We start from the raw sequence: 20,781 nt of genomic DNA on the forward strand, positions 1-20,781 counted from the left end.
GGCTATCACTCTGTCGAATGTCAGGATTGCATGGCCGGCTCCGGCTCCGGCAGAAGCGGCCGGATCAGCCTGTCAAAGGCCTGATGGAGAAGAAGGATCGCCAGGCCGATCAGCGAGGCGATGAAGATGACGTAAAAAGCGTCGTTATAGGCGAGGATATAGGCTTCGCGCGTCACTTGCTGCGACAGGAGTGAAAGCCCCTCTGCATTGAGCAGCGTCTTGTCGGTGATGACCTTGCCATAGGCGCCAGCAAGCTGCTGGACGCGCTGGGCGACGATCGGGTTTGTCAGCAGGATGTGCTCGACCAGCGCATTGGAATGAAACTTCTCGCGGATCGTCACGAAGGTGCCGAGCACGGCGGAGGCGAAGAGCGAACCGATGCTCTGCGTGAAGAGGAAGATGACGAGAAAATTCACGACATATTGCATGCCTTTGGCGAGCACAGCGCCAAAGCCTTTCGACATGACGGGCGGGAGGAACATGGCGGCGCCTGCAGCCACCATCGCCTGGCTGAAATACATCTGCTCGGGCCGCGTCAGGCTTGTCGCCTGGCTATCGAGCCAGGCGCCTGATGCGATCAGCACCAGCGCCAGGAAATGCGCCGTCTCGACATATTTAGTCAGCATCAGGAAAGAACAGAAAAGTCCGCCGGCGAGCGACGCCAGCAGGATGATCCCATAGAGGTGAACGGTCTGATCGTTGAGAAGCCCAAGCTGCTGATAGAAATTGGCTGATGTCGTCGACTGTTCCGACGAGACGAAACGGAAGAGCAGCAGGACGCCTGCCATACGCAGGTTAGGGCCTGACAACATCCACGCGAGATCAATCATCGGGTTTTTGCGCGGAATCTCTATGAGGCACATGAGCGTCAGCGCGCCGATGGCGACAGCCAGCACGAGGCCGAGCCAGGGTACCTCCAGCCACCAGTAAAGCCGGCCGAGGGTCAGAAAAACAGCAAGGCAACCGAAGCCGATTGCCAACAGGAGATAGCTCAGAATATCGAGCGACTGGATCACCTTGGCGCGCGGCGGGGCCGTTAGCGGCAGGATGTAGATGACCGGCAGCGCGATCAGCGCCAGCGCCATTTCGAAGGTGTAGAGCGCGCTCCAACCACCGAGATCGATCAATGACGGCGAAATGATGCGCGCAAGCGGTGCCGAAAAAAGCGTGCTCATCAGCGCAAGGCTCAAACCAAGAGACAGCTTTTTCGCTGGCGGAAAGGCCTCCAGCATATAAAGGAAACCTATGGTGGAGAGCGGTGCGGCCGCCATGCCGCTGACGGCGCGGATGACGATCGCCGAATGCAGATCTGTTACCAGCAGATTGAGGATCGAGGCGATGACGAAACAGATGATCGAGAATTCGGCGAAGCGGCGCAGGCCATATTGCGTGCGGATCTTGAAGAGCGCGATCGCGAAGCTGGCATAAGGCGCCATATAAGCGGCGGAAAGCCAGGAGATCTCCGTCGTCGTGGCCGAGAAGGACCCCTGCAACTGGTAGATATTGGCCGTGACGAGGTTCATGCCAAGGCCCTGCGTCAGGAAGAACAGTACCGAAGAGGCCATGTAGAGCGCCATCTTCCAGGCCGGCATTGGCTGCGACACTGGCGGCGGGGTTGGTTGAGGCGCGGCGGCAGTCTGCTCCTGCGCCGGCGCAGCCTGGGCAGCATTGTCGTTTGCCGTTTCCTGAATTGTCCGTGCCACGCTCATTCTACACTCTTCAGCTGGCGCGCACGGTCTGCAGGTTGGCCTGCATCTGCCTGACAACAGCGAGTGCGGTTCTGAGGTCGGCCTCGGAGATTCCGGCCAGAATCTGATTGCGGATATCCCAGGCGAAATCTTCGAACTCTTCGGCCGCCTGCCTGCCGGTTTCCGTCAGGTGGATCTCCTTGGCGCGACGGTCGGATCCCGCCACTCTGCGCACTACGAAGCCCTGCCCTTCCATCGTATCGAGGATGCGCACCAGTGTGGGCGTCTCAAGCTCCAACTTGTCGGCAAGCTCCTTCTGACTGATCCCATCCTTCCTGATCAGCATGATGAAGACGCGGATGCGCGGAAGCGTCATGCTTCGCTCTTTCACCAGCCCATCGAAAACTGCCCTCAGCTTACGGCCAAAAGCGGAAATATCTTCAATGAGTTCACGTCCGAGAACTTTATTCGACACGTTTCCACCAATTGATTAGTGCACTAATTATATATATGCTTATATTCCAAGAGAAGCTTTTTTGCAAGCTGTTCGTTGCCCGGCTTTTTTGCTGCGCCGTTCAATCGGCGGCGCTAAGATGATCAGATGCGGGATGGCGAAGTGAGTCGCGACGGCGGCGTGTCCTGCAGGTGACACTCCGGGTATTTCTTCTTGGCCGGTCCGCCGACTGTGGAGAAGTCGAACACTGTGTACAGTGCGGCCAATTTGATGTCCGCTTGGGACCTGTTGCAGTCAGACACTTGATTTTGCCTAGTTGGCCCTGCAAATCCGGGTTTTGGAAAAAAGACAGTACGGATGACGATGAACGAAGCTGCACGAAAGATTGCCGCCGTTGCTCCTGCAGAGCAGCACTATCGCGAAGCGCCGAACAACATCGAGGCCGAACAGGCGCTGCTCGGCGCCATCCTGATGAATAACGACGCCTATTACCGGGTGTCGGACTTCCTCAAGCCCACGCATCTTTACGAACCGCTGCACCGAAAGATCTTCGAAGTCGCCGGCGACATCATCCGCATGGGCAAAATCGCCAACCCGGTTACGGTCAAGACCTTTCTGCCGGCTGACGAAAAGGTCGGCGACATCACCGTTTCGCAATATCTCGCCAGTCTCGTCACCGGCGCCGTGACGATCATCAATGCCGAAGACTATGGTCGGGCGATCTATGACCTGGCGATCCGCCGCGCGCTGATCACCATTGGCGAGGATGTCGTCAATATCGCCTACGACGCGCCGCTCGACATGCCGCCGCAGGCGCAGATCGAAGATACCGAGCGCCGTCTTTTCGAACTTGCCGAAAACGGCCGCTACGATGGCGGCTTCCAGGCGTTCAACGATGCCGTAGCGCTCGCCATCGACATGGCGGCCGTTGCCAAGGAACGCGACGGCGGCCTCTCCGGCATTTCCACCGGCATCCATTCGCTCGATTCCAAGATGGGTGGCCTGCAGCGGTCGGACTTGATCGTGCTCGCCGGCCGTCCGGGTATGGGCAAGACCTCGCTTGCGACCAACATCGCCTACAACATCGCGGCGGCCTACGAAGGCGAAGTGCAGTCCGATGGCAGCATGAAGGCCAAGAACGGCGGCGTCGTCGGCTTCTACTCGCTCGAAATGTCGTCCGAACAGCTCGCCACGCGTATCATCTCCGAGCAGACGGAAGTCTCCTCCTCGAAGATCCGCCGCGGCGACATCAACGATGCCGATTTTGAAAAACTCGTCGCCTGCTCGATGATGATGCAGAAAGTGCCGCTGTTCATCGACCAGACCGGCGGTATCTCGATCGCCCAGCTCTCGGCGCGTGCCCGCCGTCTCAAGCGCCAGCGCGGTCTCGACGTGCTCGTCGTCGACTACGTGCAGCTGATGACCGGCTCCGGCAAATCCAACGAAAACCGCGTTCAGGAAATCACCCAGATCACCACGGGCCTCAAGGCGCTCGGCAAGGAACTGAACGTGCCAATCATCGCGCTGTCCCAGCTCTCGCGTGCCGTCGAAAGCCGCGAAGACAAGCGCCCGCAGCTTTCCGACCTTCGTGAATCGGGCTCGATCGAGCAGGACGCCGACGTCGTGCTCTTCGTGTTCCGCGAAGAATATTACGTGAAGAACATGGAACCGCGCGATATCCACGATCCGAAATATCCGGAATGGGAAGCGCTGTTCGACAAGGTGAAGGGCACGGCAGATGTCATCATCGCCAAGCAGCGCCACGGACCGACCGGCACGGTGAAGCTCGCCTTCCAGTCGGAATTCACGCGCTTCGCCGATCTCGCCGACCCATCCTTTACCCAGTATGAGGAACATTGACGCGGGCTTTCCGCGTCAATTTCTTTCAGAAGCCTGCTGCCCGCGACAAGGCCGCTGTCGCGACGCCGACAACAACGCTTGCGAGCATCGGCAGGCGGCGCGCAGCAATTGCAGTGACCGCACATGCCAGCGTCTCCGCCCAGCCGGTAGCAAAGGCTGTCGGGGCAATGACAGCCATCAGCACGGCCGGTGGAATGGCTTCGATTGCCGTTCGCCTGTTCTCATCAATTTCCACATAGCGGATCAGCACAAGGCCACTGATGCGGGTGAAGATCGTCGCGGCAGCCATGGCGAGGATGGCAAGCAGTGTGTTGAGATCGAGCGTCATGCCGCCTGCTCCCGCGCCCTGCCTCTCCAGAGGGCCATTGCCAGCCCCGCCAGCGCCCCGGCTGCGATATACCAGACACCTGGCACAAACTGGTGGACGGCAACGGCCGCAATCCCGCTTGCGGCAAGCACCGCGCCGGTTTCCGGTCCCTTCCAGAAGCCCATGACCAGCACGATGAAGACGGCCGGAAAGGCGAAGTCGAGCCCGATGATGGCGGGATCGCCGAGAAAGGCGCCGAGCAGCGCACCTGCAAGCGATGAGCCGACCCAGGTGAGGTAGAAGGGCATGACGATGCCTGCATACCAGGTCGGGGTCAGACGCGTGCTGCCGGCGCGGAATTCCGCCATGGCCCAGAGCTCATCGGCGAGGAACAGCATGGCGATATAGCGCTTGATGCCGGAGAAGGATTGCATCTTCGTGCCAATCGAGGCGCTCATCAGCACGTGGCGGATATTGACGAGCAAGGCGGCAAAGCCGACGCCGATCCAGCTTGCCGGATGCGTCCAGATATCCATCGCCACGAATTGCGAGCCGCCGGCAAAGACGAGCGCGCTCATCAACGTCGTTTCCACGGCCGAGAGACCCTTGGTCGCCGAGACTGCGCCGAAGACGAGTCCGATCGGCAGGACCGCGATGATCAATGGGAAAATGGCTCGCATTCCGGCAAGAAATTCGCCGGCTGGCCGGTTTTGCTGCAACATTGGCAATCTCCACATCAAGATGGGCGGAGAAGTAGCGGAGCCATGGAAGCCTGTATTGAACGAAAGTGATTAGCCGACGCGGAACTGGCCGGGGGTGACGCCGGTGCGCGATTTGAAATGGCGGGTGAAATGCGCCTGATCGGCAAAGCCGCATTCAACGGCGACATCGGCCGGCATGCGGCCCTCCCTCAGCAACCGACGGGCGACGAGCACGCGCCGGTCCGTCAGGAAGGCGTGTGGGGTGATGTGATATTCCCTGCGGAAAGCGCGGATCAGATGGGCGCGGCTTAGCCCCGCCACTGTGGCCAGTTCCTCGAGACCGACATCGCAGTCGAAATTCTCGATCAGGTAATCGCGGGCACGGGCGACGGCGCTGCGTTCCTTGGTATCGATAGGCAGGACGATCGTGCTGCCGTAGCGGGCGAAGATCGCAGCCAGCACCGAGAACATGCTTTCATCGGATTCCAGTGCGCCCGCTCCACTTTCAAGCGTGCGGTGCGCGTTGTGAAAGGCTTTGGCAAGCTGCGGATCACACGGCAGCGCCCTGGCAAAGGACGGCGTCGCGTTGAAGGCCTTGCCGGTGACGTCCTCCAGAATATCGATGAACAGTTTCGTATCCGGGTAGATCATCCGGTAGCGATAACCCTCACCGCCCGGAGCGCCGTCATGCACGACACCGGGATCGATCAGATAGAGGTCTCCCGGTCCGGTTTCTTCCCGCCTTCCGCTCAGGGTCGCGATCTGGCTGCCGCTTTCGATCGCGCCGATGCTGAATGTATCGTGGGCGTGCGGCGCGTATTCGTGCGTGAGAAAACTGGCGCTCAGGCACTCCATGTCGCGAAAACGGCTATCCCGCCAGAAGCGGGCCGATTCCACCTTGGCGAGTGGCATGGCGTCTGCCGCCTCTTTCTGCGAAACGTTCTGCATCCAGGCAGATTAGCGCGCCAACCGCCCTACGTCTTGAACAAAAGTGATCGTATGTGGGAAAGGCGGGTATCTCGCCGCCCGTGCTTTCTCTTTGCCACAATGGCCTCTAGAGTATTGGCAGCATTTTCCTTTCCCTTTCAGTACGGCGATTCATGACAGATTTTTCCATCCCCTTCGAAGACGACGACCTTTTCGCTTCTGCCGGCCTGCGGCTGACCGTCGATCTGACGGCGCTGGCCGACAACTGGCGGGATATGGCGCGCCGCTCCGGAAAGGCGCGCACGGCCGCTGTCGTCAAGGCGGATGCCTACGGGATGGGGATCGAGGATGCCGGAGAAGCGCTCTATCTTGCCGGCGCCCGGGATTTCTTCGTGGCGACCGTCGATGAGGGTGTGACATTGCGCATGTTTGCACCTGAGGCACGCATCTTCGTTCTTGCCGGCATTTGGCCGGGCACCGAGCGGCGCTTTTTCGAAAACGATCTCGTGCCGATCATCTCTTCGGAAGAGCAGCTTGCGTTCTGGATGGCCGTGCTTGCCGACTATGGCGATTATCCATGCGCTTTGCATGTCGATACCGGCTTCAACAGGCTTGGCCTAACGATGGACGAGGCGATTGCGCTCGCTAACGACGTGTCGCGGCCGGCGAGTTTCGCTCCCGTTCTCGTCATGAGCCATCTTGCCTGCGGCGACGATCATTCCTCTGACATGAACAAGCAGCAGCTTGAATCATTCCGGACGGTTAGCGCCGCCTATGAAGGTATCGATTCAAGCCTTGCGGCGTCCGGCGGCATCTTCCTCGGGGATGACTATCACTTCGATCTCACCCGGCCGGGCATCGCGCTCTATGGCGGGCAGGCCGTCAACGGCATGGCAAACCCGATGCGTCCGGTGGCGACCGCCGAGGCGCGCATCATCCAGATCCGCACGGTCAAGGCCGGTGAATCCGTCAGCTATGGGCGGGCGCTGCAGCTGACGCGCGACAGCCGGCTGGCGATCGTTTCGGCCGGTTATGCCGATGGCTATATGCGCAGCCAGTCGAGCGACGGCGTGCCGTTGCGCCAGGCCGTGCCGCAGGGCGGACAGGGCTTCGTTGCCGGCCGTAAGGTACCGGTCGCCGGCCGCATCACGATGGACCAGACGATCTTCGACGTAACCGACCTGCCGGAAAATGCAGTTCGTGCCGGCGACTATATCGAGCTCTTCGGCAAGAATATCCTCGTGGACGACGCGGCCAAGGCTGCGGGTACGATCGGCTACGAGATGCTGACCAGCATCGGCCTGCGCCACGAGCGCAAGTACGAGATGGACGAGGAATAGTCTCTAGCGAGTGGTGAGCGCGAGGCGCACGCCAAGCGCCACGAACAGTGCACCAAGGCCACGGTCAAGCCAGAGGCCGATCCTGGCATTGCGCCTGAAGAGATCGGCAAGCCGCCCTCCCGCAAGGATCAACGGCGGCTCGATGAAAAAGGCCACCACAATGATCAGGCCGCCGTGAACGGCAAGTTGCAGCCATGCAGGGCCAGCGCCCTCCACAACGAATTGCGGCAGGAAGGCGAGGAAGAAGATCGCTACTTTCGGATTGAGCAGCGAGACAAGCACGCCCTGTCGATAGATGCGCTGCCAGGCGAGCGTTTCGCCCGCCGCGCGCACGAAGCCGCCCTCGCCTCTCGAGCGTAGCGCCTGAATGCCGAGCCAGACGAGATAGATCGCGCCCACCCATTTGACGGTGGAGAAGGCGATTGCTGAGGCGGCAAGGATCGCCGACAGGCCGAAAGCGGCAAGAAGCACATGGATGCAGGCGCCCGTCCAGATGCCGAAGACGGCAGCGAAGCCGGCGCGCGTGCCACTCTTCACCGTATGGCCGAGGATGAAGGCCATGTCCGGACCGGGCGAGATGTTCAAAAGAACCGCCGCGGTCAAAAAACCGATCCAGTGAGCGAGCGAATAATCGAGCATGGCCTACCCTTTGAGAGCCTGCTGATGCTGCCAGTCCGGCCACTGATAGGAAAATCATTAGTTTTGATCGGTGCAGGAAGCCATTATCTAGGGCGAAACCGATTCGGCCGCCAGGCGGCTCCACGTGAAAGCAGTCATTGATGGCCAAGGCCAGAACACAATTCATCTGCCAGAGCTGCGGCGCGGTGCATAACCGCTGGGCCGGCAAATGCGACAATTGCGGCGAGTGGAATACCATCGTCGAGGAAGACCCGATGGGCGGCATCGGCGGCGGACCGGCCAAGACGCCGAAGAAGGGCCGGCCGGTCGCACTGACCGCCCTGTCCGGCGAGATCGAGGAAGCGCCGCGCATCCATACCGGCATCTCCGAGCTCGACCGCGTCACGGGCGGCGGCTTCGTGCGCGGTTCGGCCGTGCTCGTTGGCGGCGATCCCGGCATTGGCAAGTCGACGCTGCTCATGCAAGGGGCGGCCGCCCTTTCCCGGCGCGGGCACAAGATCATCTACGTTTCGGGCGAAGAGGCTGTGGCGCAGGTGCGACTGCGCGCCCAGCGACTGAATGCGGCCGACACGGATGTGATGCTGGCGGCAGAGACCAATGTCGAAGATATTCTGGCAACACTGGCCGAGGGCAAACGCGCTGATCTCGTCATCATCGACTCCATCCAGACGCTCTGGAGCGAGCTCGCAGAATCCGCGCCGGGTACGGTCACGCAGGTGCGCACCGGCGTGCAGTCGATGATCCGTTTTGCCAAGCAGACGGGCGCGGCCATGGTGCTCGTCGGCCATGTGACCAAGGACGGCCAGATCGCCGGCCCGCGCGTGGTCGAGCACATGGTCGATGCCGTGCTCTATTTCGAGGGTGACCGCGGCCATCACTATCGCATCCTGCGCACGGTCAAGAACCGCTTCGGGCCGACCGATGAAATCGGCGTCTTCGAAATGTCGGACAAGGGACTGCGCGAAGTCGCCAACCCCTCCGAACTCTTCCTCGGCGAGCGCAACGAGAAATCGCCGGGTGCCGCCGTCTTTGCCGGCATGGAAGGCACGCGGCCCGTGCTTGTCGAGGTGCAGGCACTAGTAGCCCCGACTTCGCTCGGCACGCCGCGGCGCGCGGTCGTTGGCTGGGACTCTGCGCGCCTGTCGATGATCCTTGCGGTTCTGGAGGCCCATTGCGGCGTGCGGCTCGGCCAGCATGACGTCTATCTCAACATTGCCGGCGGCTTCCGCATCTCCGAGCCGGCCGCCGATCTTGCCGTAGCATCGGCCCTCGTTTCATCGCTGGCCGGTATTGCCCTTCCGGCTGATTGCGTCTATTTCGGCGAAGTCAGTCTGTCGGGCGCCGTCCGGCCGGTTGCGCAAACCGCCCAGCGCCTTAAAGAAGCCGAAAAGCTAGGGTTTTCAGCGGCTCTTCTGCCATCGGGCTCCGCCGAACTGCCAAAGGGCAGCGGTCGCTGGAGCGAGATTGAGAGCCTGCCGGATCTGGTAGCGCGCATTGCCGGCTCGAAAGGGGCGTTGCAGCGTGTGGAAGAAGACGTTTGATCCTTCATCACTGATAGCGGGGATGCTATAGGATCTGCCAAACAAGGCGCGACGCGGCCCGCAAGGCGGCAGTCTGGAGTGGAATTTATATGCCCATTACGATTTTCGACGGTATTGTCATCGGCGTCGTGCTCTTCTCCGCCGTTCTGGCAATGGTCCGCGGCTTTTCGCGCGAAGTCCTTTCGATCGCGAGCTGGGGCGGATCTGCAGCTGCCGCCTACTATCTCTACCCTTATCTCGTGCCTTACGCGAAGAAGTATACGGACGATGACCGCATTGCCATCGTCGGGTCGGCGGCCGTCGTCTTCCTGATCGCGCTGATCGTCATCTCCTTCATCACGATGAAGATCGCCGATTTCATTATCGACAGCCGCATCGGCGCGCTCGACCGTACTTTGGGCTTCCTCTTCGGTGCTGCGCGCGGCATACTTCTGCTCGTCGTCGCCGTTGCCTTCTGGAACTGGCTGGTCGATGCCGATCACCGCCCGGCATGGGTCAACAATGCCAAATCGAAGCCGTTCCTGGATTCTCTCGTCGTTCGCCTGCAGGCAGTCCTGCCGGATGAATTCGCCCAGATGATCCAGAAGAGCATCACCGAGAAGCTTGGCGGCGCGAAGCCGACGGAAGAAAATGCGCCGGCCAGCGATCAGGCTCCGGCGGAAGACGCAGCACCCGCGCCTACCAATGGCGCACAGCAGCCATCTAATTGACGCAGTGTTCACTCGCTTGACCCGCGGCCTGGCAATTGCCATTTGAGCGGGACGTAAGACCAAAGGTCTGGCCGGGCATTCCGCTCTGCCGGGCCTCAGCCGTTTCAGAGCCCGCAAGCGGGTTTTGAGGCAGTAACGTTCAGCATGAACCTATCGGAAAGCTCAGAGATTTCCGGTATCATGCACCTGGAAAAGCCGATCCATTCTTGTGAGAGCAGAGGCCCGCAGAAATGAACCAGTCCCATTCCTTCCCGATTGACGATCCGCTCGACGGAGATACGCTGCATGAAGAATGCGGCGTTTTCGGAATTCTGGGACATGACGATGCTGCGGCGCTGACGGCGCTCGGCCTCCACGCCCTGCAGCATCGCGGGCAGGAAGCGGCCGGTATCGTCTCCTTCGACGGCAAGCGCTTCCATCAGGAACGCCATATGGGCCTCGTCGGCGACCATTATACCAATCCGATGACGCTTGCCCGCCTGCCCGGCAGCATTTCGATGGGCCATACGCGTTACTCCACGACCGGCGAAGTGGCGATGCGCAACGTGCAGCCGCTCTTTGCCGAACTGGAAGAAGGCGGTATCGCCATTGCCCATAACGGCAACTTCACCAACGGCCTGACGCTGCGCCGCCAGATCATCGCAACCGGCGCCATCTGTCAGTCGACCTCAGATACCGAAGTCGTCCTTCACCTCATCGCCCGCTCCCGCCATACGTCCACCGCTGATCGCTTCATCGATGCCATCCGCCAGATGGAAGGCGGCTATTCGATGCTCGCCATGACGCGCACCAAACTGATCGCGGCGCGCGACCCCACCGGCATCCGCCCGCTGGTCATGGGCGAACTCGACGGCAAGCCGATCTTTTGCTCGGAAACCTGCGCGCTCGATATCATAGGCGCGAAGTTCATCCGCGACGTGGAGAATGGTGAAGTCGTCATATGCGAAATCCAGCCTGATGGTTCGATCAGCATTGATGCGCGCAAGCCCAGCAAGCCCCAGCCGGAACGCCTCTGCCTGTTCGAATATGTCTATTTCGCCCGTCCGGATTCGGTCGTCGGTGGCCGCAACGTCTATACGACGCGCAAAAACATGGGCATGAACCTCGCCAAGGAATCGCCCGTCGATGCCGACGTCATCGTGCCTGTTCCCGATGGCGGCACGCCGGCTGCGCTCGGCTATGCGCAGGAAAGCGGCATTCCCTTCGAATACGGCATCATCCGCAACCACTATGTCGGCCGCACCTTCATCGAGCCGACCCAGCAGATCCGCGCCTTCGGCGTGAAGCTGAAGCATTCCGCCAACCGCGCGATGATCGAAGGCAAGCGCGTGGTGCTGGTGGACGATTCCATCGTTCGCGGCACGACTTCGCTGAAGATCGTCCAGATGATCCGTGAAGCCGGCGCCAAGGAAGTGCATATCCGTGTGGCCAGCCCGATGATCTTCTTCCCGGATTTCTACGGCATCGACACGCCCGACGCCGACAAGCTGCTCGCAAACCAGTATGCCGATGTCGAAGCCATGGCGAAGTATATCGGTGCCGATTCGCTCGCCTTCCTGTCGATCAACGGCCTCTATCGTGCCGTCGGCGGTGAAGACCGCAACCCGGCCCGCCCGCAGTTCACCGACCATTATTTCACCGGCGATTATCCGACCCGCCTGCTCGACAAGAACGGCGAGTCCATGGGTAACAAGATTTCCATGCTTGCCAGCAACGGCTGAGCCGCTTCCGCTTTGACTTTCCTATCTGGGGCGCTTATTGCGCCCCTTATCTTTTCAAGCACATCCGGAGCCGGGGCAGATGAACATCAATCTTGAAGGCAGGATCGCGCTGGTGACGGGCGCATCACGCGGCATCGGCTATTTCACCGCCCTCGAACTCGCCAAGGCCGGCGCGCATGTGATTGCCTGCGCCCGCACCGTTGGCGGCCTGGAAGAGCTCGACGATGCCATCAAGGCTGTCGGCGGTTCCGCCACCCTCGTGCCCTTCGATCTCGCCGATATGGAGGCAATCGATCGTCTCGGCGGCTCGATCTTCGAGCGCTGGGGCAAGCTCGACATTCTCGTTGCCAATGCCGGTGTGCTCGGCGTCATCTCGCCGATCGGCCATATCGAGGCGAAGGTCTTCGAGAGGGTTATGAACATCAATGTGAATGCAACCTGGCGGCTGATCCGTTCGGTCGATCCGCTGCTGACCCGCTCGGATGCCGGCCGCGCCGTCATCATGTCCTCGGGTGCAGCCCACAAGTGCCGTCCCTTCTGGGGCGCCTATTCCGCCTCCAAGGCCGCCGTCGAGGCGCTTGCCCGCACCTGGGCCGGGGAGACGCAGACGACGCCGCTGCGTATTACCAGCGTTGACCCGGGTGCCACGCGCACGGCGATGCGGGCTCAGGCAGTTCCCGGCGAAGATCCGATGAGCCTGCCGCACCCCTCCGAAGTGGCAAAGGCGATCCTGCCGCTGGTCGGGCCTGGTGTGACCGAGACGGGCAAGCTGTTCATCGTGCGAGAGAACAAGCTGGTGGATTATCATCTGCCGGGATAGGCGGAGTTCTCAGTTTGCAGCAACGGTTGGGAAGAGATGTTCGAAGCCCGTTTCTGATGGGCATAGTGCATTGAGGTCCACTGGCCCCTGAATGCCGTCCAATGTGCCGTTATCGGCAAATTGCCAGATTGACCAACGACGGCAACCTTCCTGCGCAGGCTCCTTGAACACGCTTCGCAGCCAGAGGTAATGATCGGGAAAGCGGGCTTCGTTACCCTTCAGATATTGATCATAAAATTCCGGCGTGACGTAAAAAATCGGCTTTTCGGGAAAACTGCCTTTCAGCTCGGTGACGAAGGCGTTCACTTCCGTCGCCATTTCCTCGAGCGTCGGTACCTTGTTGCAATTGCCGACAAACTCCAGATCGACGGCGATGGGCAGAGCTCCCGTCGCCTTTGGCACGGTCGCGAGGACATTCTGCGCCTGATCCCTGCCTGGGCGGCAGAAGGTGAAAAAATGGTAGGCGCCCCTGACCAGCCCCGCATCTCCGGCACGCTGCCAGTTCTCGGCGAACCGGGAATCCCTATGATCGCCGCCTTCGGTCGCCTTCATGATCGCGAAACGCACGTTCGGCTGCGCGGCCACGGTCCTCCAATCAATGGCACCCTGGTGATGACTGACATCGATGCCTTGGATCGGATAACGGGTCAGGGACGGGTTGTTGAAGCGAAGCATTCCAAAATCGTATGCGAAATATGCAGCGAATGCGACCATCAGAATTGCGGTCGCTCCTGTCGCCCACCGGACCATCCCCCGCTCCCCCAGTAATTTTTGACGGTGTCCGCTGTTAGACGCGATTTGCGCCGCCAAAATGGCGGAAGCCTCAGCGTATGCACCGTATCTTTGCCGGCCCCTCGTCCTTTCGGCCCACGCATTGGATGCCTCAGCCGAACTGCCGCCGGATGGCCCCTCGCCCCTCTTGACCAAACTCCGATCCCGCGCCATAAAACGCGTCATGAAAACGGTTACCTGCATTATTTGCCGGAAGATTATTCGCTAGCCCAAAGCTGGCCTGGCCGTTTTCGTCTCCCAAATGTCCAAGATGCGAAACGCCCCGGCCTGCCGGTGGTGGTATTTTCTGCATATGCATTTTAGGAGAGTGAAATGGGCGGCACGCCAGAACTGAAGCTGTACAATACGCTGACGCGGGAGAAATCGGTCTTCAAGCCGATCGATGCCGAAAACGTCCGCATGTATGTGTGCGGCCCGACGGTCTATGATTACGCCCATATCGGCAATGCGCGACCGGTCATCGTCTTCGACGTGCTGTTCCGCCTGTTGCGCCATGTCTACGGCGAAAACCACGTCACCTATGCGCGCAACATCACCGATGTCGATGACAAGATCAACGCGCGGGCGCTGCGCGACTATCCGGGCCTGGCGCTGAATGCAGCGATCCGGGCGGTCACGGAAAAGACCGAGAAGCAGTTCCTCGACGATGCCGTGGCACTCGGCTCGCTCGAGCCGACAGTGCAGCCGCGCGCCACCGACAATATCGCTGAGATGATCGAGATCATCGAGCGGTTGATTTCGCGCGGCCATGCCTATCAGGCGTCAGGCGAAGTGCTGTTCGATACGAAGTCGATGGCCGATTACGGTCAGCTTTCCAAGCGCAACCTCGACGAACAGCAGGCGGGCGCGCGCGTCGCTGTCGATGCGCACAAGAAAAACCCGGGCGATTTCGTACTCTGGAAATTGTCCGACGAGAACGAGCCCGGCTGGGAAAGCCCGTGGGGCCGCGGCCGTCCGGGCTGGCATATCGAGTGCTCGGCGATGAGCGGGCGCTATCTCGGCGACGTCTTCGACATCCACGGCGGCGGGCTGGACCTGATCTTCCCGCACCATGAGAACGAGATCGCCCAGTCGCGTTGCGCCCATGGCACCGCCGTGATGGCGAATGTCTGGATGCATAACGGCTTCCTGCAGGTCGAAGGCCGCAAGATGTCAAAGTCAGAAGGCAATTTCGTCACCATCTACGAGCTGCTGCACACGGAGACGTTCGCAGGCCGCCAGTGGCCGGGCGAAGTGCTGCGCCTTGCGATGCTGATGACGCATTACCGCGAGCCGATCGACTTCTCGGTCAAGCGGCTGGAGGAAGCCGAGCGGCTGCTTGCCAAATGGCCGGCCGCCGAGCCCGGCAATGCCAAGCCGGACGAGACCGTATTGAATGCACTGGCCGACGACCTCAATACGGTCGCGGCCGTCCAGGCATTGCATGCGCTGGCACAATCCGGCGAGCCCGCCGTCTTTGCCGCCAGTGCCGCCCTGCTCGGCGTGCTGCCGAAGAAGACCGAGATCGATGAGGCTGTGGCGGCGGAAATCGATGCGCGGGTCAAAGCGCGGTTGGAATTGCTCAAGGCGAAGAACTTCGCGGAGGCCGACAAGATCCGCGACACGCTTGCCGCCGAGGGCATCCAGCTCAAGGACGGCAAGGATCCGGCGACGGGTGAACGGGTGACGACATGGGAGCTCAAGCGTTAGAATGGTTTGGGTGGCAAGACATACCCCCCTCTGCCCTGCCGGGCATCTCCCCCACAAGGGGGGAGATTGGCTGGGTGCGCCCACTCGCCCTAATCATCCCTATCGTTTGGCGACAACTGCTCGGTACACCCGCGAGATTTGGCGACGCTGTCGCGTCTTGCCAATCTCCCCCCTTGTGGGGGAGATGCCCGGCAGGGCAGAGGGGGGTGTAGCCGAGAGCGAGAGACTGGACATGTCACATACACCGGTTCCCCCGCAGCGGCGGGCGAACGCCCGGCGGATGCGCAAAGCTATGACCGATGCCGAACTGAAGCTCTGGAACGAACTTCGTGCCCACCGTCTGATGGGTCTCGGCTTCCGCAGGCAATTGCCGATTGCCGGCTATATCGTTGATTTCGCCTGCCCAACCCATCGCCTGATTGTCGAAGTAGATGGCTCGCAGCATGGGCTTACGGAGAACAGCTCCTACGACAACGCCCGCACTCAGCGCCTGCAACTCGACGGCTGGACCGTCCTGCGCTTCTGGAATGACGATATTCTCAAAGATATCGACAACGTATGCAGCCACATCATCCGCACCATCGGAAAGGATCTGCCATGACCAACACCTACACCGGCGGCTGCCAATGCGGAGCGATCCGGTTCCGGGCGCGGGGTACGCCGCAGGATTCCTCGATCTGTCACTGCCGCATGTGCCAGAAGGCGTTCGGCGCCTATTATGCGCCGCTGGTTTCCGTACGCGGAATGGAATTCGAATGGACCAGAGGGCAGCGCAAGACCTTCCGGTCTTCGAATTTCGTCAACCGCGGCTTCTGCGGCGATTGCGGCACGCCGCTGACCTATGAGGCGCCCGACGGCATGGCGGTTGCGGCCGGCGCGTTCGACGACCCGTCTTTGCTGCCGCCGACCATTCAGTGGGGGGTGGAAGGCAAGATCGGCTTCGTCGATCATCTGCACGAACTGCCGGGAGAACGAACCGAAGCGGACCTCGCTGCCGGTTCCTTCCTCCATCAGATCGTGTCCTATCAGCACCCCGACCATGATACGCCGGTGTGGCCGCCGGAGGATCACGCATGACGGCAAAGGCGGAACAGAGCGGCGGATGCCAATGCGGCGCGGTTCGTTACCGGGCGCGCGGCGAGCTTGGCTATCCGCATGTCTGCCATTGCCGCATGTGCCAGAAGGCGGCCGGCAATTATTTCCTGCCGCTTGCAGGGGTGATGCGGGTGGATTTCGAGCTGACGCGTGGCGAGCCGAAATGGTTCCACTCCTCCGGCCTCGTGCGGCGCGGCTTCTGCGGCGATTGCGGCACGCCGCTTTTCTACGACATTCCCGATGCCGACTCCATCAACATCACGCTCGGCTCGCTCGACGATCCGCAGGCGGTGAAACCGGTCATGCAATCCAATCTCGACAGTAAAATGGTCTGGTTTCATGCGCTCGATGGCTTGCCTGTCGAGCCGGAACCGGAAACAACCGATCGCGAGGACGGGATTGCGGCGAGCAATCACCAGCATCCCGACCACGATACATCCCACTGGCCTTCAGGAGTTCATCCATGACAGAGACGACGAGAACAGGCGGCTGCCAGTGCGGCGCCGTACGCTTCCGCATAACAGGCAAGCTCGGGCGCCCGTCCATCTGCCATTGCCGCATGTGCCAGAAGCAGTTCGGCGGCTTCTTCTCAGCTCTGGTGACGGCACCGGAAGAGGGCATGGAATGGTCGCGCGGTGAACCGGCCTATTTCCAGTCCTCGGTCAATATCGAGCGCGGCTTCTGCCGGGATTGCGGCACGCCGATGACCTATCGTCATCCGGGCGGGCTGGAGCTTGCGATCGGTACTTTCGACGACCGGAGCGACCTCGCGCCACAGATCCAGGTCAACTACGATGCTCGCCTGCCCTGGGTCGAGACGATCTTCGAGGCGCCGGTTCATAAGGACCCGGATTTCTATTCCCGGCAGGAGGCGATCATTTCCTTCCAGCATCCCGACCACGATACCGCTGTCTGGCCCGCAAAAGGCGTGAAGATATGACCGAAGTGCTGCGCACGCTCTATCCGGAAATCGAACCCTATGCTTCCGGCCATCTCGAGGTCGGCGACGGCCATGTGATCTATTGGGAGCGCTGCGGCACGCCGGGCGCAAAGCCCGCGGTCTTCCTGCATGGGGGCCCGGGCGGCGGCATTTCGCCCGCGCATCGCCGGGTGTTCGACCCCAAGCTTTATGACGTCATGCTCTTCGACCAGCGCGGCTGCGGCAAGTCTACCCCGCATGCGAGCCTCGAGGCCAACACGACCTGGCACCTCGTTGCCGATATCGAGCAGCTGCGCGAGATGGCCGGCGTCGACAAATGGCAGGTCTTTGGCGGCTCCTGGGGTTCGACGCTGGCGCTTGCCTATGCCCAGAAGCATCCGGAACGGGTCTCCGAACTCGTCGTGCGCGGCATTTACACGCTGACGCGGGCCGAACTCGACTGGTACTATCAGTTCGGCGTCTCCGAGATGTTCCCGGACAAGTGGGAGCGCTTTGTCGCACCCATCCCGCCTGAAGAACGCCATGAGATGATGCTCGCCTATAATCGGCGCCTGACCGGCTCGGACCGCGCCGTGGCTCTCGAAGCCGCGCAAGCCTGGAGCATCTGGGAGGGTGAAACGATCACGCTGCTGCCGGAGAAATCGACCAGCGGCAAGTTCGAGGAAGCCGAGTTCGCCTATGCCTTTGCCCGCATCGAGAACCATTTCTTCGTTCATGCCGGCTGGATGGATGAAGGCCAGCTGCTGCGCGATGCCTACAAGCTGAGGGATATTCCTGGCGTCATCGTCCACGGGCGTTATGACATGCCCTGCCCGGCCAAATATGCCTGGCTGCTGCACAAGGCATGGCCAAAGGCCGAGTTCCACCTGATCGAGGGGGCGGGCCATGCCTTTTCGGAACCCGGCATTCTCGACCAGCTGATCCGGGCGACGGACCGGTTCGCAGGCAAACAATAAAAGCCGCAAGCGGCGACAGGAAACACCACTATGGCACGCGAAAGAATCTACCTCTTCGACACGACGCTTCGGGACGGGCAGCAGACGCCCGGCATCGACTTTTCCGTCGAGGACAAGATTGCGATTGCAGGCATGTTGGACGAGTTCGGGCTCGACTATGTCGAGGGCGGTTATCCGGGCGCGAACCCGACCGATACTGCCTTCTTCGCAGAGAAGCGTACGAATCTGGCCGCCTTCGTCGCCTTCGGCATGACGAAACGCCCCGGTGTTTCCGCCTCCAACGATCCGGGCCTTGCCGGCCTTCTGCAGGCGCGCAGTGACGCCATCTGTTTCGTTGCCAAGAGCTGGGACTACCATGTGCAAGTAGCGCTCGGCTGCACCAATGAGGAAAACCTCGAATGCATCGCCGAAAGCGTCAAAGCCGCCGTTGCCGCCGGCAAGGAAGCGATGGTCGACTGCGAGCATTTCTTCGACGGCTACAAGGCCAATCCGGAATATGCGCTGGCCTGTGCGAAGACCGCCTATGAAAACGGCGCACGCTGGGTGGTGCTCTGCGACACCAATGGCGGCACGCAGCCGCCGGAAGTGCGCGCCATCGTCGAGGCGGTGATTGCCTTCGGCGTGCCGGGGCACTGTCTCGGCATCCATGCGCATAACGATACCGGCCAGGCGGTCGCCAATTCGCTTGTCGCCGTCGAAGCGGGCGTTCGCCAGATACAGGGTACGCTGAATGGCGTCGGCGAACGTTGCGGCAATGCCAATCTGGTGACGCTGATCCCGACGCTGGCGCTGAAGAGCGCCTATAATACGCGTTTCGAAACGGCGATCGATGCCGAGCGGCTGACCAATCTTACCCGTCTGTCGCACGCCTTCGACGAGTTGCTCAACCGCTCGCCGGATCATCAGATGCCCTATGTCGGCGCCTCTGCCTTCGCAACCAAGGCCGGCATTCATGCCTCGGCCCTTTTGAAGGATCCGCGCACCTACGAGCACGTGCCGCCGGAAAGTGTGGGCAATTTCCGTAAGGTCATGGTCTCGGATCAGGGCGGCAAGGCGAATTTCATCAATGCACTGAGGCGTCGCGGCATCGATGTCGCCAAGGACGATCCGAAGCTCGATCTCCTGATCTCGATCGTCAAGGAGCGCGAGGCATCCGGCTACGCTTATGAAGGTGCGGATGCGAGCTTCGAGCTTCTGGCGCGCCGTACCATGGGCACCATTCCGGATTTCTTCTCGATCGACGGCTTCCGGGTGATGATCGAACGGCGCTTCGATTCTCACGGCCGCATCAAGATCGTCTCCGAAGCCGTGGTGAAGATCGCCATCGACGGCCAGACGCTGATGTCGGTCGCGGAAGCCGAGGGACCGGTCAATGCGCTCGACCTTGCGCTGCGCAAGGACTTCGGCAAGTATCAGCATGAGATCGACGATCTCGTGCTCGCCGACTTCAAGGTGCGTATCCTCAATGGCGGTACTGACGCCGTTACCCGCGTTCTGATCGAATCCACCGATTCCAGCGGCGTGCGCTGGTGGACGGTCGGCGTTTCCGACAACATCATCGACGCCTCGTTCCAGGCGCTGATGGATTCGGTCATCTACAAGCTGATGAAGAACCGGCAACTTGCCGGTAAGATCGCGGCCGAGTGAGGTTCAGAGAAGGCCCCAGTCCTCCTCCGAATACCATTCGTCCTCCTGCTTCGGCTCTTTCCAGCGCAGCCGCGTGACCTTTCCCATGCCGCCCTGCCGGAAGGCGGACTCCAGCACTCTGTAGGTCTCGATCGTGCCGCTCGCGCCATGGCCCCAGACGAAGACGGTGGGGCTTAAATAACGGGCGCGATAATGCTCGGGCGTGTGCTGGATCAGAAAGAAGCCGCCGCGGGCACTGCGCGGCCGCAGATTGTCGTTGCCGTCACGCGAGGGAGCAGAGAGCGGAAGGATCAGCCTGCCGCCGATGGCGAGATTGTCGATCCAGGTTTCGGCCGGCTTATGGACCGCGAAATTGACGTAGATGGCGTCGGTCGGCGATTGCGGCCATTCCAGACCGTTGCCGCAGACAACCTCGACATTGCCATAGGGAGCCAGGTTGGCGACGGCGCGGGCGGCGAGATCCCGGTCATATTCGATCGCCGCGACATGGCCGCCGCTTCCGACCAGGTGCGACAGCATGGCAGTATAGTAGCCGCCCCCGGCGCCGATGTGGCAGGCTGTCTCGCCGGGTTGGGGCGCCAGCCAATGGAGGCCGAGCGCATGAAGCGAGGGGCTGCCATTGTTGACCTGCTTTCCCTCCTGCAGCGCGATCAGAACATCCTGATAGAGGATGACGGGATCGGTCGACGGCATGTCCTGATAGCCGGTCCCGCTTGCCATGCGCCACGGCGGCGGGTCCAGGAAATCTTCCCTCGGCACGGTGGCAAAGGCCTGCCGCAGCCGCTCGTCGTCCACGATGCCCATCTTCGCCAGCATTTGGGTTGCATAGGCTTGGCGGCAGATCGTCAGTTCGGTTTCGTCCATGCTTGCCTCTCTTCGTGACCCTGCAGGTTCGGTTCCATTCAATGAAATGAATTGGCCTATTCACGCCGCTTAAGTTAATGCGGATCAGAA

General features: G+C 61.1%; 21 protein-coding genes. 13 read left to right on the forward strand and 8 right to left on the reverse strand.

What is annotated here, in order from left to right; all coding sequences use genetic code 11:
- Positions 1–20 precede the first annotated feature (20 nt).
- Together H4W29_RS02980 and H4W29_RS02985 are read right to left on the reverse strand one after the other, a co-directional pair.
- Positions 21–1,709, reverse strand: a complete 1,689-nt coding sequence (locus H4W29_RS02980; protein WP_192727597.1) for an MFS transporter — start codon at positions 1,707–1,709, stop codon at positions 21–23.
- Positions 1,710–1,719: 10 nt separating this feature from the next.
- On the reverse strand, positions 1,720–2,163 hold the full coding sequence (locus H4W29_RS02985; protein ID WP_192727598.1) for a MarR family winged helix-turn-helix transcriptional regulator: 444 nt from the start codon (positions 2,161–2,163) through the stop codon (positions 1,720–1,722).
- A gap of 342 nt (positions 2,164–2,505) precedes the next feature.
- Here H4W29_RS02985 and H4W29_RS02990 point away from each other — a divergent pair, with 342 nt between their 5' ends.
- Positions 2,506–4,002 (forward strand): replicative DNA helicase, encoded by a 1,497-nt coding sequence (locus H4W29_RS02990; RefSeq protein WP_007820234.1) that lies wholly within the window; start codon positions 2,506–2,508, stop codon positions 4,000–4,002.
- 25 nt (positions 4,003–4,027) lie between these two features.
- On the opposite strand, the gene H4W29_RS02995 is transcribed toward H4W29_RS02990, so the two are convergent.
- From H4W29_RS02995 to H4W29_RS03005, 3 genes are all read right to left on the reverse strand, one after another.
- A complete protein-coding gene (locus H4W29_RS02995) occupies positions 4,028–4,330 on the reverse strand; it encodes a branched-chain amino acid transport AzlD family protein (protein WP_192727599.1) in 303 nt (100 codons plus the stop codon).
- On the reverse strand, positions 4,327–5,031 hold the full coding sequence (locus H4W29_RS03000; protein WP_192727600.1) for an AzlC family ABC transporter permease: 705 nt from the start codon (positions 5,029–5,031) through the stop codon (positions 4,327–4,329). The genes H4W29_RS02995 and H4W29_RS03000 overlap by 4 nt, the downstream gene beginning before the upstream one ends.
- 69 nt (positions 5,032–5,100) lie before the next feature.
- Positions 5,101–5,922, reverse strand: a complete 822-nt coding sequence (locus H4W29_RS03005; protein WP_192730656.1) for an AraC family transcriptional regulator — start codon at positions 5,920–5,922, stop codon at positions 5,101–5,103.
- Positions 5,923–6,110: 188 nt separating this feature from the next.
- Here H4W29_RS03005 and alr point away from each other — a divergent pair, with 188 nt between their 5' ends.
- Positions 6,111–7,277, forward strand: coding sequence for an alanine racemase (alr, locus tag H4W29_RS03010; RefSeq protein ID WP_192727601.1), 1,167 nt, complete (start codon positions 6,111–6,113; stop codon positions 7,275–7,277).
- A gap of 3 nt (positions 7,278–7,280) precedes the next feature.
- Here the strand turns inward: alr and H4W29_RS03015 are convergent, their stop codons facing one another.
- Positions 7,281–7,916, reverse strand: coding sequence for a LysE family translocator (locus tag H4W29_RS03015; RefSeq protein WP_192727602.1), 636 nt, complete (start codon positions 7,914–7,916; stop codon positions 7,281–7,283).
- A 140-nt stretch (positions 7,917–8,056) separates the two neighbouring features.
- Here H4W29_RS03015 and radA point away from each other — a divergent pair, with 140 nt between their 5' ends.
- The 4 genes from radA (at position 8,057) to H4W29_RS03035 (ending at position 12,708) form a co-directional block, all read left to right on the forward strand.
- Positions 8,057–9,457 carry a DNA repair protein RadA gene (gene radA / locus H4W29_RS03020; protein WP_192727603.1) on the forward strand — a complete coding sequence of 467 codons (1,401 nt, stop codon included), beginning with the start codon at positions 8,057–8,059 and terminating at the stop codon, positions 9,455–9,457.
- A gap of 89 nt (positions 9,458–9,546) precedes the next feature.
- Positions 9,547–10,167: a CvpA family protein gene (locus H4W29_RS03025; protein WP_192727604.1), complete on the forward strand. Its 621-nt coding sequence runs from the start codon at positions 9,547–9,549 to the stop codon at positions 10,165–10,167.
- A gap of 230 nt (positions 10,168–10,397) precedes the next feature.
- A complete protein-coding gene (purF, locus tag H4W29_RS03030; protein ID WP_192727605.1) occupies positions 10,398–11,888 on the forward strand; it encodes an amidophosphoribosyltransferase in 1,491 nt (496 codons plus the stop codon).
- Between the two features lie 79 nt (positions 11,889–11,967).
- Positions 11,968–12,708 (forward strand): SDR family NAD(P)-dependent oxidoreductase, encoded by a 741-nt coding sequence (locus tag H4W29_RS03035; RefSeq protein ID WP_192727606.1) that lies wholly within the window; start codon positions 11,968–11,970, stop codon positions 12,706–12,708.
- 9 nt (positions 12,709–12,717) lie between these two features.
- Here the strand turns inward: H4W29_RS03035 and H4W29_RS03040 are convergent, their stop codons facing one another.
- Entirely contained in the window at positions 12,718–13,458 is a 741-nt protein-coding gene (locus H4W29_RS03040) for a glycoside hydrolase family 25 protein (RefSeq protein WP_192727607.1), read from the reverse strand.
- 354 nt (positions 13,459–13,812) lie between these two features.
- Between H4W29_RS03040 and cysS the strand changes: the two genes are divergently transcribed.
- From cysS to cimA, 7 genes are all read left to right on the forward strand, one after another.
- Complete coding sequence (cysS, locus tag H4W29_RS03045; RefSeq protein WP_192727608.1) at positions 13,813–15,189, forward strand: cysteine--tRNA ligase; 1,377 nt, start codon at positions 13,813–13,815, stop codon at positions 15,187–15,189.
- Positions 15,190–15,421: 232 nt separating this feature from the next.
- Positions 15,422–15,790: an endonuclease domain-containing protein gene (locus tag H4W29_RS03050; protein ID WP_192727609.1), complete on the forward strand. Its 369-nt coding sequence runs from the start codon at positions 15,422–15,424 to the stop codon at positions 15,788–15,790.
- A complete protein-coding gene (locus tag H4W29_RS03055) occupies positions 15,787–16,266 on the forward strand; it encodes a GFA family protein (protein WP_192727610.1) in 480 nt (159 codons plus the stop codon). Before H4W29_RS03050 ends, H4W29_RS03055 begins: the two co-directional genes overlap by 4 nt.
- The gene (locus H4W29_RS03060) at positions 16,263–16,751 is read left to right on the forward strand and encodes a GFA family protein (protein ID WP_192727611.1); all 489 of its coding nucleotides are present in this window, start codon (positions 16,263–16,265) and stop codon (positions 16,749–16,751) included. Before H4W29_RS03055 ends, H4W29_RS03060 begins: the two co-directional genes overlap by 4 nt.
- Positions 16,748–17,224, forward strand: a complete 477-nt coding sequence (locus H4W29_RS03065) for a GFA family protein (RefSeq protein ID WP_192727612.1) — start codon at positions 16,748–16,750, stop codon at positions 17,222–17,224. Before H4W29_RS03060 ends, H4W29_RS03065 begins: the two co-directional genes overlap by 4 nt.
- Positions 17,221–18,180, forward strand: a complete 960-nt coding sequence (gene pip / locus H4W29_RS03070) for a prolyl aminopeptidase (protein ID WP_192727613.1) — start codon at positions 17,221–17,223, stop codon at positions 18,178–18,180. Before H4W29_RS03065 ends, pip begins: the two co-directional genes overlap by 4 nt.
- Before the next feature lie 30 nt (positions 18,181–18,210).
- Positions 18,211–19,827: a citramalate synthase gene (gene cimA / locus H4W29_RS03075; RefSeq protein ID WP_192727614.1), complete on the forward strand. Its 1,617-nt coding sequence runs from the start codon at positions 18,211–18,213 to the stop codon at positions 19,825–19,827.
- Positions 19,828–19,830: 3 nt separating this feature from the next.
- On the opposite strand, the gene H4W29_RS03080 is transcribed toward cimA, so the two are convergent.
- Positions 19,831–20,691: a protein-L-isoaspartate O-methyltransferase family protein gene (locus tag H4W29_RS03080; RefSeq protein ID WP_192727615.1), complete on the reverse strand. Its 861-nt coding sequence runs from the start codon at positions 20,689–20,691 to the stop codon at positions 19,831–19,833.
- Between the last annotated feature and the right edge of the window lie 90 nt (positions 20,692–20,781).

The sequence above is a fragment of the Rhizobium viscosum genome (assembly GCF_014873945.1).
GTDB classification, from domain to species: Bacteria; Pseudomonadota; Alphaproteobacteria; order Rhizobiales; family Rhizobiaceae; genus Rhizobium; species Rhizobium viscosum.